Origin of the sequence: Bilophila wadsworthia ATCC 49260, assembly GCF_000701705.1 — a bacterium.
GTDB classification, from domain to species: domain Bacteria; phylum Desulfobacterota; class Desulfovibrionia; order Desulfovibrionales; family Desulfovibrionaceae; genus Bilophila; species Bilophila wadsworthia.
The window spans coordinates 84,976-100,761 of record NZ_JNJP01000004.1 but is presented as its reverse complement, the minus strand read 5'-3'; the positions used below and the strand labels follow the sequence as shown (position 1 = coordinate 100,761).

The following is a 15,786-nucleotide window of genomic DNA, read 5'->3' as shown; positions in this document are numbered from 1 at the left end:
GTATACTACTGGTAATATCACAAGGCTGTAAAGGTTTTTTATCTACTTTTTATTCAGTTTTTTCAAAAAGATATATTCTTATATTCGGCAATGGGAGAAGACCCCGGCCGATATTCCGGCTGGTTCCCGAAAGGCTTGGGAAATGGTGCGTCAGCCCTTTAGGATGGGGCCCGCGGGGAGGAAGCGGCCGGGAAGGGCTCCCGTGATTTCGCCGCGTTTGCGGATGATTTCCCCCGGCGGAGGACGGTCACGGGACCGCCGAGGCATTGTCTGCCCATAAAGATGCTGGAACCCACCACGAGATGGGGATTGCGCTCGGGTACGGTCCGGGGCCATCCCGGATCGACAAGAACCATATCGGCGTCGGAACCGGGCCGCAGTGTTCCTTTTTGCGGGTAAAGTCCGAATGTTTTCGCCGGATTCTGGCTCATGATCCTGACGAAATCCGTGACGGCGATGCGCCCCCCTGTTGATGCCCTCATCCCACGTCACGCCGAACGGGGTTTCCACGCCGGGCGTGCCGTGCGGAGCCCTGTCCCCGGCGATGAGTATGCCCAGCGCCCTGAGTGCGCCGGAATCAACGATGATACCGTTTTTGACAAGCACTGTTCGCATGGGATCCCCCGCTTGTTGCAGAACCGGTTCAAGGCCGGGAAACGTCAACACCCCATGCCGCCTTGATCCAACAATCCGAAGTGCGCGGATCGGAAAACCTTTTTGGGAACCAACCGCCTTGGCTCCGCCTTTCGGAAACCGCCTCGAGAGGGCCACTCCCTGATCGCCCTGCCGGGCCCCGTACCCGTCATGACGCCGTTTCCGACGACAAACGCCCCGTTCTCCAGAACATGGGGCATCCCGGCGGGATGGACGCGGGGATTGTCGCAGCCGTTGGTGTCCAGCACGGTCCGCTCGTTGAAGGCCACGAGATCCGCGTCAAATCCGGGCAGGGTGACGCCCTTGTGCGCCAGCCGGATCTTGCGGGCCGGTTAGCGAAGTCATCTTGCGGATGGCCTCTTCCTGCGACAGCACACCCAGTTCGCGCGCGTACCTCCCCAGAATATGGGGATAGGTCGCATAGGGGCGGGGACATGCCGTCCAGCCCGAGGTTTTCGGTGGCCACGCCCTGCATGGTTTTGCAGTCGGTGGGTTCGCCGGAAAGCAGCGGACGTTCGGAATGGCTGTGCCCGTCGACGAAGCCGGGGCAGAGGATGCCGCCCTCCAGAGCGATCGTGTGCCAGGAGAGTTGCTTGGTGGTGCGGGGGGATGCCCTACAGCCTGAAGGAACGCCCGGCGTCGAAGGCCCTGACGTTCAGGTCGCGTACCTTGGGGGCGACGGTGTCCGCCACGGCGGAGCGCCAGACGTCCCCGTCCCCGCCCACGAGCAGGGACAGCTTGCCCATGATGATGCTGTTGAATACACGGGCGTTGCCCATATCCACGGCCATGGGGGTGGCGGGGAGGACGTGGAGCGCGGCGCAGCGTTCCCGCATGGTGTTCCGGATGCCTTCCACGGCGGGGTATTCGGCCTGACCCGAGCTGACCGCCACGGGATCGATGCGCCAGTCGTTGGCGAGGATCACGGTGTCCGGGTTGGTGTAGGCCATGCGGCGCAGCCCTTCGAGCCATTCGAAGCTGATGTAGTAGTCGGCGGAGCCTTCATCGATCATGGGCGCGCGGACCTTGCCTCCCCAGATGATATGGCTGACCACGGAGCCGCCGCGCACGGCCAGCCCGAGGATGTCGGATTTCTTCGCGTCGTAGCCGAGCCGCAGCCCGACCTCGGCGAGCACGTCGCTCGCCAGAATGGTTCCCTGTCCGCCGACGCCGGTGATGAGAAAACGGGTTGCTTGCATGAACGGGCTCCTATGCGTTTTCCGGGCCGGAGATGGCCTGTACGGGACAAATCTGTGAGCAGACGCCGCAGCCGACGCAGGTGACCGGCTCGATGCGGGCCTTGCGTTTTCCGGTTTTGGGATGGACGGCGTCGGAGAGTACGACCGAGGGGCAGCCGCTCTGGATGCACTTGCCGCAGGCGATGCACTTGTCGGCATCCACCACGCGGGCGGGCTTGGGGCTGCGGGAGACGAACACACAGTCCCCGCGCGTGATGAGCACGGAAACCCCGTCGTAGGCGGTGCATTCTTCAAGGCCCTTGCGGACTTCCTTCATGTCGAACGCGTTGGCGGTGACGACCTTTTCCACTCCGCAGGCCCGGCACAGCCCGGCGATGTCCACGGGCTCGATGGTCCCGTTGGAGAGCGTCTTGGAAAGGCCGGGGTTGTCCTGATGCCCGGTCATGGCGGTGGTGCGGTTGTCCATGATGATGACCGTGCCTTTGCCCTTGTTGTGGACCATGTTCAGCAGCGGCGCGACGCCCGCATGGAAGAAGGTGCCGTCGCCGATGGTGCACACGGCGGGCTCGGGCAGGCCGGACAGCCCCATGCCGTGCAGTACGCCCACGCTCGCGCCCATGGAGCCCATCGTATGCTGGGCGTTGAAGGGCGGCAGGGTGCCGAGGTTGTAGCAGCCGATGTCTCCGGCGACGGGGAGCTTCATCTGGGAAAGATGGTAGAAGGTGGAACGGTGCGGGCAGCCGGAGCACAGCAACGGGCTGCGGATCGGCAGATCCGGGATCGCCTCGTTGGCTCTGGCGGAGGGGGCGTCCTTCAGGATGCCCGCCTTGCGGCAGCATTCCGCGATGTCCTCCGGCAGCAGTTCGCCGCAGATGGGGAAGATGGACTTGCCCCGCGCGTCGATGCCCATTGCCCGGATCTGTTCTTCCATGAACGGATCGAGTTCTTCCACGACGATGACGTTCTTCACGCCTTCCGCGAATTCGCGGATAAGCTTTTTCGGCAGGGGATAGCACATGCCGATCTTGAGGATCGAGGCGCCGGGGAAAACCTGCCGGACATATTCGTAGAGGATGCCCCCGGCGATGAACCCGTATTCGCGGTCGCCCCAGTGGATGGCGTTGCCCGGCCATTCGTTGCTGAAGGCTTCCAGATCCAGAAGCCGCTGCTCAAGCACATAATGGCGTTCGCGGGCCCACGTGCACATGCAGTTATATTTCTCCATGTTGCGGGGGAACGGCCCCACCTGCTTCCCATAGGATGCCGGTTCGCCCAGTTCGACTACGGACTTGGAGTGCGAGGTGCGCATGGTCGTGCGGATGACCACCGGCGTGTCGAACCGCTCGCTGATGGCCACGGCTTCGCCCATGAAATCCTTGCATTCCTGACTGTCGCAAGGCTCCAGCATGGGGAACTTGCCGAGCTTGGCGTAATGGCGGTTGTCCTGCTCGTTTTGTGAGCTGAACAGGCCCGGATCGTCCGCCGTGATCACCACGAGGGCGGCTTCCGCGCCCGTGTAGGCCGTGTAGAACAAGGAGTCGGAAAGGACGTTCATCCCGACCTGCTTGGTCGTGACCATCGAGCGGCGTCCCGAGTAGGCCGCGCCCGCGGCGGCGTCCATGGCGACTTTTTCGTTCACGGACCATTCCGAATAGATTTCTTTGTACTTCGCCACGTTTTCGAGGATCTCGGAACTGGGCGTCCCGGGATAGCCGCAGGCGATCTCGATGCCCGCTTCCAGCGCGCCGCGCGCCAAGGCCTCATTTCCTGACAAGAGTTCCTTCATGAATCATTTCTCCAGCGTTACGGAAGGTGCTTGGGGGAAACTCCGGAAGGCCGGGCCTGCATCACGATGTCCACGATGCGTACCCCCTGTCCTTCCGGCAACACCATGAGAGGATTGAGATCGAGAGAGACCAGCCGCTCGCCGAGCGCATGGGCCATCCGCCCAAGGCGGACAAGCGTTTCCTCCAGCGCGGCTATGTCGGCGGGTTGTTTGCCGCGGAACCCCTGAAGGAGTTTGGCGGCTTGGAGACGGTTGATCATCGCTTTCGCCCTTGCGGGGGAGAGCGGGGCCAGCTCCAGCGAAACATCGCGCAGCAGCTCGACGAAAATGCCGCCGAGCCCGACGACGACCGCCGATCCGAAGGCCGGATCGCGGTTGACCCCGGCGATGGTTTCCACGACGTCGCCGGTCACCATGCTTTGGATGAGCATCCCTTCCCGGCGGGCATCGGGGTGGTGGAGGTTCATGGATCGCTCAAGTTCGTCCCATGCCTGCCGCAGGGCCCCCGCGTCAGCTATATTGAGCTTGACGAGCCCGGTTTCCGTCTTGTGCGTGATGTCCGGCGAGATGCCCTTGAGCGCCACGGGATAGCCGATGGCTTCGGCGGCGGCCTTTGCTTCTTCGGGCGTTTGGGTCAGGCGTTCGCACAGGGCCGTGATGCCGAAGTGGGCGAGAACCCGCGTCGACAACGCGTAGGGGACGATGCCGCCGCAGGTGTCCAGCTCGGCAAGGAGATCGGTTGGAAGGGGAAGGGGGGGGCCGTTTCTTCAGGAAGGGCCCTGTTCCAGTCCAGCCATGCCGCGACGGCCCCGACGCCTTCGGTGCTGCCTTGCAGGGCGGGGACGCCGCCGTCATCAAGGATTTTGCGGATGGATGGATCTATCCCGCCGGAAATGTTGGATACGACGACCACGGGCTTGCCCGAGTCCGCCCGTGCCCGCACTGCTGCTGCGGCCACGTCGGAGAACTGGGCGATCTGTTCGTCCGCCATATTGGAGGGCATGTCCTGCGAGACGATAAGCAGATCCACGGCGGGCTCCCGCGCGAGGATGCTGAGGCTGGCGGGGTAGGCTTCCTTGAGGTCGCCGCTTCCCCATGCGTCCAGCGGGTTGGCGAGCGGGGCATAAGGCGGCAGCACGTTGCGGAGCCCGGCCTTGCCCTCTTCGGAAAGGGGAGGGAACTCAAGCCCGTAGTCGGAGCAGATGTCCGCGAGCATCCCCATTTCGCCGCCGGAAACGGTGCTCATGCCTACGCGCCGCGAGGTCGTGGGAGCCCCCCGCAACCCCGAAAAGAGGATGGAGGTTTCGAGCAGCTCGTCCAGCGTGTTGACCCGGATGACGTGCCAGCGCCGGAAGAAGGCGTCGAGCGTCCGGTCGCTCCCGGCGATGGCTCCGGTATGCGTTGCCGCCACCAGGCAGGCCAGTTCCGAGCGTCCCACCTTGAGCGCGATGACGGGCTTTCCCGCGCCACGGGCCCGGCGGCACGCGTCCGCTACGCCTTCGGGATCGCGGATGGTTTCCACGAACAGGGCGATGACGGCGGTTTTGGGGTCATCCACAAGGTAATCCATGTAATCGGCCAGCCCGAGGGCGGCTTCGTTTCCCGAGGAAATGAGCCGGGAAAACCCGGCTTCCCGGGGCGAGTTGCCGAGGGCCAGCAGCACCGCGCCGCTTTGGGCGATGACGCCAATGCTGCCCTTGCGGAAGGAGCGGGGGAGGGGAGCGCTGTACATGCCGACTCCGTCCGTGATGTTGGCGTAGCCGACGCAGTTGGGGCCGCAGAAGAGCAGGCCCGTTTCCCGGCAAAAATCACGGATTTCCCGCTGCATGGCCGCTCCCTGTTCGCCGGTTTCGGCAAACCCGCTGGCAAAGGCCCATACACCCTTGACGCCGCGTGCGTGGGCCGTCTTCAGGATGGGAAGGATGGCCTTGTCCCCGAGCAGGACGGCGGCGCAGTCCACGGGGCCGGGGATCGTCTCCAATGAGGGGTGGCAGGGGTAGCCCAATACATCTGCGTACTTGGGGTTGACCGGATGGATGGTTCCCGCGAACCCGAGGCGCTGAAGATTCCTGATGACGATGGAACCCGCTCCGCCTTTGGGGGATGCCCCGATGACGGCAATGGAATGTGGGGAAAAGAGAGGCGAGAGCTTCCACGGAGAGCGTTTCACGATGACCTCGTCTTTTTAAAATCCACAATATGAAATTAAGTCTGTAATTCGAAGCTAATTGATATGACTAAAGCTTGTCAATAGATTAAACTTAAAAATAAACTCATAAAAAATATTTTTGATAATATCAGTGATGATACTTGACACGAATCCATTGATATGATTTTTTGAGCGCAACGGAACGGTATACGCCGGATCGTCGCGGGATGCCTCAAATGCCGAGAGGCGACGCATTCCACGTGCGGTACGGGAATGGCCGGAATGATTCCCCGGCCTGTTTGCAACATCAACCAAGGAGCCGGTCATGCCTCCCAAACTTCCTGATTTTGCGAATATTTCCGAAAGACTGCGCAAAGCTCTTCGTCTGGAGCACCGGATTGTCGTCATTGGCCTGTCCGATACCCCTCCCGCCAACCTGCCCCATTATGAGGGCGAACCGCTCAAGGCTTGCCAGATGCTGGACACGGTGCGCTTTGAAGGGAAATCGTTCTATACGGTTCAGAACGATCACTATGAATGCAAGAACGCCATTCGTTGGCTTGGCTTTGATGAAAGCTACGAAGGCCATTTCAGCGGCGAATGGGCTACGGGCGACTATCCCGACAACGGGCGTGCCTTGTTCCGGGCTCCCGCTTTTTCCCGCAGAATGTATGAAGAATCCCCGAAAGTGCGCGTAGGTACGGTGAAGTGCGCCTATTACATGCCGCTGGAAAAGGCCAATGAGGGCCCGGCACGCGGGGACGAGGTGGCCATCTTCGTACTGAATCCGCGTCAGGCCATGTATCTGGCCCGCGGCACCCTGTATTCCCGTGGCGGCATCTGCTACGGCATGACCGGCCCCGGCACCTGCCAGAGCGTCATCGCCGGCCCGTTCTGTACCCGTCAGCCCATGTATTCCCTCGGCTGCTTCGGCGCCCGCCAGTTCATGAAGATCACCGGCAATGAAATGTGGTTCGGCGTCCCGATCGAACAGCTTGCCCTGTTGGCCGACGACGTCGAGCTGCTGCTCGAACGCCGCCCGGACCTCAAGGCGCAGATGGATGAGCCGTTCGATCAGGTCCATGTCGTCACGCAACACGAGCTGGATGTACAGAAGGCGAAGGGCAAGCTGATCACCAAGAACAAGTAGTCGTGTTCCGGCTACGTCCGGACAATGTGTCGGCTTCCGCTTGGAGAGGCCTTCCGGGGAAGGGGATGTTGCCCTGTTTTTCTCCGGAAGGCCTTGGTATGTATAGAATACAGTATAGTGTATATTCCTTTGACAGGGATATGGGGCTTTGGTAGGATCGCTTCCTTTCCTATCCTCAACGGTCAGGGCGCATTGTGAACCGCGACGAATTTTATACGGCGTTCAAGCACGACATCATCACCTCGAAGCTCAAGCCCGGCGAGCTGCTCAAAGAAAAGCAGATCATGCAGGACTACGGTATCGGGCGCCTTCCCATGCGCGAGATCATGGTCCGTTTGCAGCAGGAAAACCTCATCGAAACCATTCCCCGCATGGGAACCGTTGTTACCCGGCTTGACATCAAGCATATGCGCGATGTTGTGGAGTTGCGTCTGGAACTGGAATGCGTGGTCGCCAAGCTGGCGGCGGAACGCATTACGGACGAACAGCTTGGGAATCTGCGGGAACTCGTCGAGAAAATCCATTCCTGCGCCGACGGCAAGAGCGATGCGGCGGCCGCGTGGGATGCGCAATTCCATCAGCTCCTGTATGAAGCCGCGGGCAATGCGGAGCTCACCCGTGTCGTCAACGATCTGCTTCAGACGATGATGCGCTTGTGGTACTATCTGGAATTGTGGGACAAAGACTTCCTCAGCGATGCGGACGGCGCGCCGAATATTTTGAAAGCGCTGGAAAAACGCGATCCCGATCTGGCGCAGAAGGCCATGCGCGTACACATCAATTATTCCGTCTCTCGTGCAGTGACCGGAAAGTTTGATCTGGCATAGCCCGTTACGCTCCGGAAGGTTTCAGGAAGGCAGCACCGAGATTTTTCCGATTCCTCAAAACACAAGAGGCCACCATATTGGTGGCCTCTTGTGTTTTGGTCGAAAGAATGCTGGCGAAAGTGGACCCCAATGGGCCGTAAAGATTTTTCATGCGGAGCGGGAACGCCGCGCCGGGGTTGGTAAAACTTCCTTGAGAAGGCGTCTCGGCGCGTCCCTTACAGAAAACATCAGGGCCGCCCCTTTGGGGAACGATCCGGAATGGGGCCGGAGGTAACGTTCAGTTACAGCGTGGAAGCATAGTCGGCCAAGCTTTTCAACTGCTCGTCCGAAAGCTGCTTGACGACGTTTTCCATGACCAGCTTGCGTTGGGCGCCAAAGGACCCGTCCTTGTATCCTTCAAGTTTCTTGAGCAGATCGGCGGCGCTCTGGCCCTTGATGGGTTCAATGCCGCTGGCGGGGACACGTCCGCCGTCAGCGCCGTGACACCCTTGGCAGTGGGTTTTGAAGAGGTTGGCCGCATCGCCGTCGGCAAACGCGACGCCGAAGGAAGAGAGAAGCATCACGGCTGAAAAGACGATCAATACCTTTTTCACTGTATTTCTCCTGTCTTTTTACTGTTGAACCGTACGGACCCTTGCGGGATCCGCCTCAGGAAACGTGTTTTGAGGCGTGCTCTTCACATGTTTCTATTCCGTTGAGTAGCCGCATGGGAGTGAAAGCACCATGATAATATGGTTTATTCCCGTGTGAGTTGCGTTTTCGTTCTTCAAGGGCACGGAGGTTCCCCAATGCCTGCCCACAGGGTATGAGTCTAATGGTATTTCCTCATCTATAATGGAAAAGGAGGCGAGGGGCGGGTAGCGTCAACAGCATACGTCTGAGCCGATTTTTCGCTGGATTTGGGATACGAAAGGAACGACGCATGAGCAAAAAACGGATAGGCATTGCCGTCATGGCCCTTGGCATGTTTCTCTGGGCTGCGGTCGCTTACGCTTCGCCCGAGGCGCCGCGCCTGCTTTCTCCCCCGATGGCGTTGCCGGTACCGTCCGGGTTTTTAAAGGTGCTTTTGCTGCTGACATTTTTTGTGCATTTGGTGTTGGTCAACGTGCTCTTGGGTTCGGTGATCCTGTCGGTCATCGATCGGCGGGCTTCGGCTTCGGACAGAAAGGGCGGGGTGGCCTTCATGCCCAAGGTGTTGGCCCTTGCCGTGAACTTCGGCGTCGCTCCTTTTCTCTTTTTGCAGGTGCTGTACGGGCATTTCCTGTACCCCAGCATCGTGCTTATGGCCGTGTGGTGGATGTTCGTCGCCTTGTTCGCCATGCTGGCGTATTACGGGCTTTACGTGAGCGACGGGGCGGTCAGGCCTGCGCGGCGGACCCCGATACTGTTCCTGTCCGCGCTGCTGCTTCTGATGACGGCGTTTCTGCTGAGCAACGCAAGTACCCTGATGCTGCGCCCGGACTTCTGGTTCCGGTGGTTCTCCGAGCCGCACGGGCATCTTTTGAACACAAGCGATCCCACCTTATTCCCGCGCTATCTGCATATCTTACTGGCTTCTCTGGCTGTGGGCGGCCTGACGATGGCCTGGCGCGTCCGGTGGAGCAAGCGTGATCCGGAAGTGGACAGGGAAGAGGCCGAGCGCCGTTTCCGCCGGGGCCTGGATTGGTTTTTCTACGTTTCCTTGGCGCAGGTTCCGGTGGGGCTGCTGTTCCTGTTCACATTGCCCCCGGATGTGCGCGGCCTTTTTCTGGGAGGAGACGCGCTGTCCACGGCGGCCCTGATTTTAGCCGTATCCGGGCTGTGCATCGCCCTCATCCTTGTCCGGCAGGGCGGGCTCAAGCTTGCCAGCACAGCAGCCCTTGGCGTCATTCTGGTCATGGTCTGCGTGCGCGGCATGGTACGCGACGCCATGCTTCAGCCCTACAGCGGCGCGGCGTCTCCGGCTCCCACCGCTTTGGCGATGCCTCATGGCCAGACCGCCGCCTTGTCGCTCTTTCTGGTAGCCACCGTCTTGGTGGTTGCCGTCCTTGTCTGGCTGGGCCGCGTCCTTTTTCATGCCTTGAACCGCAGCGAAAGCTCGGAAATCCGGGAGGGATGACATGGAATTGCCCGTCTGGCATTTCGTCGGCATCGGTTCAGGGCTGATCATCGGGATTGTCTCCGTTTTACACGTCTTCGTGGCCCAGTTCGCCGTGGGCGGGGGGATCTATCTGGTATGGATGGAGCGGAGAGCCTACCGGGACGGCGCACCGGAGATCTTGCAATGGCTGGAGCGCCATACGCACTTTTTCCTGCTCCTGACCATGGTTTTCGGCGGGCTCAGCGGCGTAGGCATCTGGTTCACCATGAGCGTGGTAAACCCTGGGGCCACGTCCATGCTGATCCATAATTTCGTCTTTTTCTGGGCCGCGGAGTGGGGGCTTTTCCTGCTAGAAGTGGTTTCCCTGCTGGCCTATTACTATACCTATCCTTGGAGCCGCAGCGGCCGGATGAGCCCGGAAACCCACATGCGCATAGGCATTGTCTATGCCTGCGCGGGCTTCCTGTCGCTCGTGCTGATCAACGGCATCATCACGTTCATGCTGACTCCCGGACAGGGGCTGGCCACCGGAAACGTGTGGCTTGGCTTCTTCAACCCCACCTATTGGCCGAGTGTGGTTGTCCGCCTGGGAATCTGTCTGATCCTAGCGGGGATGTTCGCTTTGTTCACCGCCCTACGCATCGCCTCGGCCGAGGCCCGGCATATCGCGGTACGGGTGAGCGGCCTGTGGATCATCCTTCCCTTCTTTTTGCTGCTGGGCGGTTCCGTGTGGTATTTCATGGCGTTGCCGCCGGATCGGCAGGAAGCCGTCCTGAGCCGGACCTCCGATATCCACCCCTTCCTCATCACATACGGCTGGATGCTGCCCGTGGTCTTCTTGGCCGGGGTGGTGGCCTTTGTGCGGGCCGAGCGCCTCCGCAAGCCCCTGAGTATCGTCATCTTGTGCTCGGGGCTGTTTTTGGTGGGGAGTTTCGAGTGGGTACGCGAAACCGCACGCCGTCCTTGGGTGGCCGAAGGCTACATGTATTCCAACGGGATGAGTGTTGCACAGGATGCGCGGGCCAAGGCCGGGGGGATCGCCTCCGTGTCCGGCTGGGTACGGACGCTTGATGCGGTCGAAAGCGGTTCCCTGAAGCTTGAAGCGCCCCTTGCCGACGGGCTGAGCAAAGGCTCCATGCTGTTCGCGCTGCAATGCAACGTCTGCCACGGCTTGGGCGGGCCGCGTATCGACATCATTCCCCGGGTGCGGCGTCTGACCCGGTATGGCCTTGAGGCGCAGCTTCAAGGCCAGGGGACGTGGCTCGGCTACATGCCGCCTTTTGCAGGCAATCTTGCGGATCGTCAGGCATTGGCGGACTATCTTGAGCGTATGGGCGCACAGCGCCAGACCATTCCTTCCCCGGAGGCACAATGAGCAAGCACGCGTCATCCTCGTCAACGTCTTATGGAGCGTGGGCCTTGGCGGCTTGGCTGGCCGCGCTGGCTTTGTTCCTGATCTGGCTGGGCTGGGTTCTTTTTTCCACGTCTCCGATCGAGGGAAAGGCCGAAAAACCGTCCCTTCCGGGGGTTGCGCAAAGCGATCTCGGCACTGTGCTGGACACTCTGCCCGCCAAGGGTTCGCTGACCACTCCCAATATGCCTTTTACGGCTTCTCAGGAATATGTGCTGACGGGAGCCGGGTTGCAGGGATTTTACCAGACGTCCGCGCCGAACGACGTTTGGACCCTTTCCTATCCCGAGCCGCAGCTCAACGCACAAGTCATCAAGCGTGGGCCGCCCGTCCCCGAGATCGTGACCCAGGGCGTCGATGTAACGTGGGAGCTGGGCCCGCAAGCAGGGTTGGCGAAAGATTCCACGACACGTCAGGGACGGATGAACGCTGTGGAGGATTCCTTTTTCGCGGCGTCGATTCCCGTGAGCGCCGTCAACGCCGACGGTGTGCTCAACCCGTATCCGGTGATTACGCTGCGCGCCAAAGATGAAAAGACCGGGAAACTCCTGGCCGAAAGCGCCGCCGTGCTGGCTGTTTCTCCCGGCTTCGGCTGTGCCCAGTGCCACGCGAACGCCGGGACGGCCATTTTGGAAGTGCACGACCGCCACCAGTCCACCCACTTTATGGAAAAGCACGCGAAAGGTGAGGTCATTGCCTGCCGATCCTGCCATGTCGGCCTGAAAGGCGGGAAGGCGGGTGAAGGGAAGAGCGGGCCGGAACTCAGCGTTTCCGCCGCCATCCACGGCTGGCACGCCACCTACCTGGCCGACAGGGGCGCTGACGCCTGCAAGACCTGCCATGTGGATCTGGGCCGCACGGGAGATGATCCGAAGGATGCCCCGCGCCGTCTGTTCGCCCGTGATTTTCATGTGGATAGGGGGCTTTCCTGCGTGCGCTGCCACGGGTTCATGGAGGATCATTCCCTGGCGCTGCTCAAGGCCGAGCAAGAGGCTGGGCTACCGCAGGCCGCCAAGCTCATGTCCGGCATCACGGCACGCGAGGTCCCTTTGGACAAGATCAAGGGGCGGCTGCCTTGGGTACAGGAACCGGACTGCACCAGTTGCCACAATTTCTCGGAAAAGCCCAACCTGCTCACCGCGTCGGCCTTCAACAAGTGGACGCCCAGAAGCGAGGGGCTGTCCGGACTCTTCAGCAGACGCCGCGACGATATGCTCATGGTGCGCTGCATCGTCTGTCACGGCGCGCCACACGCCGTGTATCCGGCGAGGAACCCGCTTGCCGACAATCTCGACAACCTCCCGCCTCTCCAGTACCAGCAACAGGCGGCCACGCTCGGGAGTTACGGCAACTGTGCGTTGTGCCATGGCCAGCCCATGGACTTTTCGGCGCACCATCCCTTGGTGCAGTGGAGCGAAAGGGAAATCCATGTGCCTTCCGGAGCGCGGCAGACCATGCCCCCGGCCCGGTTCTCCCATCAGGCGCATACGCCGCTGATCAACTGCACCATTTGCCATCACACGGGATACGTGGACGGCAAGTCCCTCCTGTGCACGAGTTCCGGATGCCATGACGGCCTGACCGCCACGCTGCGCACCGACAAGAACGTCAAGCCCACGTTGAATCCCTTCTATTTCTATAACGCGTTTCATGGGCCATACCCGAGTTGCGTCGCCTGCCATACCGAATCGCTTGCGGCGGGCAAACCGGCGGGGCCCACGGACTGCAAGGCCTGCCATCAGGCGCCTTCCCCCTTATGGGCGCATGGGGCGGAAGCCGGGGGTTCCGGCGCAGCGGCGCAATAGCGCTCCTGTACGGATGTTGGCGGGTGTTTTTTATATGCGTTTAGAGGTATTCGGCTTGAAATACGCTGGCGCGGACGTCCGCGCGGGGAGGCAATCCTGTGTGGATTCAGCCGAAAATGAGGTTTTCGGCTGAATGAACCTTTAAACGTGTCGCCGCTCAAAAGTTCATTCCATCCTCGGAAGCGTAAGAGACTGCGTATACATCAACATGCTGAATGGCCAAGGGATCTTCCCCTTGGCCATTCGCCTTTTCGAGATTGGGCAGGTCCCGCGTAGGCGGGGATACGGCTGTACCGCGTGGAGCAGGCTACCGGATGATGAACCGCCCGTCTTTGCCGGGAGTGACGGTTTTGCGCGACTGTATGGTTTCAGTCAGCAGGGCCTGGATGCTGAGCCCCGTGTCCGTCAAGGATTGGATCGCATCTTCAGGAAAGGTCTGATCCATAACCGCGGCAGTATAGACCCGCTGGGCCTCAAGGGGCTTGCCCTCCGCATCGGTTATTTTGATGATGCGTTTTCCGGGCATGGCGGAGGGCGCGTAGGTCATCTTCAGGCCGGAGAAGTAGTAGAACCATCCTCGGATGTCGTTGTCGGCCTGTATCGCGTATTCCAACGTCCGGAGCAGGTTTTCACCCGTCATATCCACGATCTGCAACACGCCCGATTCGCCGTGCTTCATATCGGGGAGGGCCCGGATCACGTCATTGGTGGTCTGGGGCCTGAACCGTGCGCTGGCCCCCTTGCCGTTGTATTTCCCGTCCTTGCCGTTGTCGAGGAAGAGAGCGACGTCCGCCCCGGCCTTGGCCCTCATGGCGTCGGTGAGGAAATTCCCCGTTTCTATGAGCGTGAAGTCCGCGGTTGCTTCTCCGATGACAGTGCAAGCCTTCGGAGGCGGAGGGTTCTTGTTTTGGTGATCCACCATCCGGATGACGTCATCCTGCGTGAGGGCACCCGCGAGCATCCCCGCCAAACCTTCCCGCAAGGCGTCCTGAGCGTTCTTCGACTCAGGAAAGATGGCGTACCGCCCGTGGCTCAAGGCCGGGAGCATGTCCGCAATTTCCGGGATATCCGGCGCGGGGACTTTCTTTACGCTGGAATACATGGCCCCCGTGTTCGCTGCCAGGGCGAGCTGCCCTTCCGGCGTGCTGATGTAATCCATCAACTGCATGACGGGATCGTATTTCTTTTTGTTCTGGGGTTCGCCCAGATGTTTGTTCAAACCGATATAACACACCATATAGAGGCGGGCCCAGTCGCAAGGGGTGCCGGGGCTGAAGAAAGGCATGAGCGCGAACTGATCGGTGGAGCCGGTGAGGGCGTACCCCCCTTCGGGCCATGAGCACTGAATCCTCGACCATGGCGTACTGGCGGTTGAACAGCATGGTTTCCCTTTCGGCATAGGTCAGGCTCAGATCGCTTTTTTTCCAGACGCCGGTGTCGATCATGGTTTGAAACGTATTGAGGGCGGGGCGGAAATGCTCCCCGAAGCTGCCCCGGCCCCTGTTGTAGTCGGCCAGCCATTGGGCATCGGCCGGAGTGCTGAAACCGTTTCCGTAGCTGTAGCCCCGAAGGCCGTATCCAGCAATTCGGAATTGCCGAAGCTGAGATGGATGGAACGTATGCCTCTGGCTTCGATTGTCCGGCACAAGGCTATGAACCTGTTGAAATCGTACGGGACCTTCCAGCCTTTTTCCTCGAAGAGGGTTGTATTGTATACGATGTCCCGCACCTGCGCCGAGCAGGGCAGGCAATAGAGTTTGCCGTCGCGGGCTATACTGTTGAGCATGGCGGTGTTGTACCTGCTGGTGAAAGGCATACTCGAAAGATCGAGCAGGCGGCGGGATGTTCTGAGTCAGGTTGAGGGAGGAATAGCCGCTCCCGAAGTCGTCCATAGCGCAACCGAAACCGGCCGCATGGATGGCTTCGATAATCTTGCTGAGTTTGCCCACGTCCTCGAACACCACGTTTTCCGTGAGCTCGATTTCAATGTATTGCGGCGGCGTGCCGCACCTTTGGCAAATTTCGATGTAGCGCTCCAGGAAAAGGGGATTTGAGTTGCACGCGGGAGCAGTTCACCGGTACTTTTACCGGGGGCAGCCCGGCGTCGAGCCACGCCCGGATGCGGAGGCAAAGCTCTTCGAACACCCAAAGGTCCAGCTGGATGATGAACCCGTTCTTTTCGAACAGCGAGATGAACCCGTCGGGATAGATAATGCCTTCGGCGCCCATCCAGCGGACCAGCGCCTCTGCGCCGCCGATGGTTTCGCTTTCGGTCCGGTACTTGGGCTGCAGGTAGACCTGGAAATCCCTGTTCTGCAGGGCCGCTCCCATGATGTTTTTAAGACGCTTCTCCCGGAAAAGCTGGCGGCGGATGGCATCGTCATACACGGCGTAGCGCAGCCGTCCTCTGAGTTCGGTGGAGGTTTCCTTGAGGGCCTTGGCCCGGCCGATCATGTGGGGGGAGGGCAGGGAATCGTTGTTGATGACGTAGACGCCGAACTCCACAATGGGAGAGAGCCATACGCTTTTGGCGCCCTGCAAACGCCCGGCGGCCTCATACAAAGCGCTTCAGTGTCTGCTCTTCATTGGCGTAGACGGCCAGAATGCAGAAGGTGTCGGCAAACAGCCGTCCCATGCATTCATGGGGCGGAGAGCTCCGACATGATGCCGCCGTGAAGGCAGCGCAGCATTTCGTCGCACGTCTGGCGGCCGAATTCCTCGTTCA

At 60.6% G+C, this 15,786-nt stretch carries 15 protein-coding genes and 1 pseudogene; 5 read left to right on the top strand and 11 right to left on the bottom strand.

Annotated features, from left to right (window positions below; translation table 11 throughout):
• Window positions 1-158: 158 nt before the first annotated feature.
• The 6 genes from T370_RS25890 to T370_RS24780 form a co-directional block, all read right to left on the bottom strand.
• Complete coding sequence (locus tag T370_RS25890) at window positions 159-431, bottom strand: amidohydrolase family protein (RefSeq protein ID WP_029434735.1); 273 nt, start codon at window positions 429-431, stop codon at window positions 159-161.
• A gap of 837 nt (window positions 432-1,268) precedes the next feature.
• A complete protein-coding gene (locus T370_RS0103265; RefSeq protein WP_029434733.1) occupies window positions 1,269-1,853 on the bottom strand; it encodes an indolepyruvate oxidoreductase subunit beta in 585 nt (194 codons plus the stop codon).
• Window positions 1,854-1,863: 10 nt separating this feature from the next.
• Window positions 1,864-3,639 carry a thiamine pyrophosphate-dependent enzyme gene (locus T370_RS0103260; RefSeq protein ID WP_029434732.1) on the bottom strand — a complete coding sequence of 592 codons (1,776 nt, stop codon included), beginning with the start codon at window positions 3,637-3,639 and terminating at the stop codon, window positions 1,864-1,866.
• Window positions 3,640-3,656: 17 nt separating this feature from the next.
• Window positions 3,657-4,328: an acetate--CoA ligase family protein gene (locus T370_RS25885; RefSeq protein WP_248604197.1), complete on the bottom strand. Its 672-nt coding sequence runs from the start codon at window positions 4,326-4,328 to the stop codon at window positions 3,657-3,659.
• On the bottom strand, window positions 4,274-5,809 hold the full coding sequence (locus T370_RS22590; protein ID WP_248604196.1) for an acetate--CoA ligase family protein: 1,536 nt from the start codon (window positions 5,807-5,809) through the stop codon (window positions 4,274-4,276). The genes T370_RS25885 and T370_RS22590 overlap by 55 nt, the downstream gene beginning before the upstream one ends.
• Before the next feature lie 54 nt (window positions 5,810-5,863).
• Window positions 5,864-6,115: a hypothetical protein gene (locus T370_RS24780; protein ID WP_156034322.1), complete on the bottom strand. Its 252-nt coding sequence runs from the start codon at window positions 6,113-6,115 to the stop codon at window positions 5,864-5,866.
• On the opposite strand from T370_RS24780, the gene T370_RS0103250 reads away from it, so the two are divergent.
• On the top strand, window positions 6,114-6,938 hold the full coding sequence (locus T370_RS0103250; protein WP_005030684.1) for a DUF169 domain-containing protein: 825 nt from the start codon (window positions 6,114-6,116) through the stop codon (window positions 6,936-6,938). The genes T370_RS24780 and T370_RS0103250 overlap by 2 nt on opposite strands.
• A 194-nt stretch (window positions 6,939-7,132) precedes the next feature.
• Entirely contained in the window at window positions 7,133-7,765 is a 633-nt protein-coding gene (locus tag T370_RS0103245; protein ID WP_029434731.1) for a GntR family transcriptional regulator, read from the top strand.
• Window positions 7,766-8,046: 281 nt separating this feature from the next.
• Here T370_RS0103245 and T370_RS0103240 read toward each other — a convergent pair whose 3' ends face one another.
• Window positions 8,047-8,358 (bottom strand): c-type cytochrome, encoded by a 312-nt coding sequence (locus tag T370_RS0103240; protein ID WP_005030688.1) that lies wholly within the window; start codon window positions 8,356-8,358, stop codon window positions 8,047-8,049.
• A 329-nt stretch (window positions 8,359-8,687) separates the two neighbouring features.
• Here T370_RS0103240 and T370_RS0103235 point away from each other — a divergent pair, with 329 nt between their 5' ends.
• From T370_RS0103235 to T370_RS0103225, 3 genes are read left to right on the top strand one after another with little or no spacing between them, the layout of a single operon-like run.
• Complete coding sequence (locus tag T370_RS0103235; protein WP_029434730.1) at window positions 8,688-9,863, top strand: hypothetical protein; 1,176 nt, start codon at window positions 8,688-8,690, stop codon at window positions 9,861-9,863.
• Window position 9,864: 1 nt separating this feature from the next.
• Window positions 9,865-11,220, top strand: coding sequence for a c-type cytochrome (locus tag T370_RS0103230; protein ID WP_029434729.1), 1,356 nt, complete (start codon window positions 9,865-9,867; stop codon window positions 11,218-11,220).
• On the top strand, window positions 11,217-13,061 hold the full coding sequence (locus tag T370_RS0103225; RefSeq protein ID WP_081847466.1) for a cytochrome c3 family protein: 1,845 nt from the start codon (window positions 11,217-11,219) through the stop codon (window positions 13,059-13,061). Before T370_RS0103230 ends, T370_RS0103225 begins: the two co-directional genes overlap by 4 nt.
• 307 nt (window positions 13,062-13,368) lie before the next feature.
• Here T370_RS0103225 and T370_RS23405 read toward each other — a convergent pair whose 3' ends face one another.
• The 4 genes and pseudogenes from T370_RS23405 to T370_RS22580 form a co-directional block, all read right to left on the bottom strand.
• Window positions 13,369-14,460, bottom strand: a complete 1,092-nt coding sequence (locus T370_RS23405; protein WP_156034321.1) for a 5'-nucleotidase — start codon at window positions 14,458-14,460, stop codon at window positions 13,369-13,371.
• Between the two features lie 42 nt (window positions 14,461-14,502).
• Window positions 14,503-14,877: an extracellular solute-binding protein gene (locus T370_RS25485; protein ID WP_051643723.1), complete on the bottom strand. Its 375-nt coding sequence runs from the start codon at window positions 14,875-14,877 to the stop codon at window positions 14,503-14,505.
• Between the two features lie 76 nt (window positions 14,878-14,953).
• A pseudogene (locus tag T370_RS26240) lies at window positions 14,954-15,082 on the bottom strand (hypothetical protein); the annotation flags it as partial.
• Window positions 15,045-15,623, bottom strand: a complete 579-nt coding sequence (locus tag T370_RS22580) for an EAL domain-containing protein (protein WP_029434727.1) — start codon at window positions 15,621-15,623, stop codon at window positions 15,045-15,047. The pseudogene T370_RS26240 and the gene T370_RS22580, both read right to left, overlap by 38 nt.
• Window positions 15,624-15,786 lie beyond the last annotated feature (163 nt).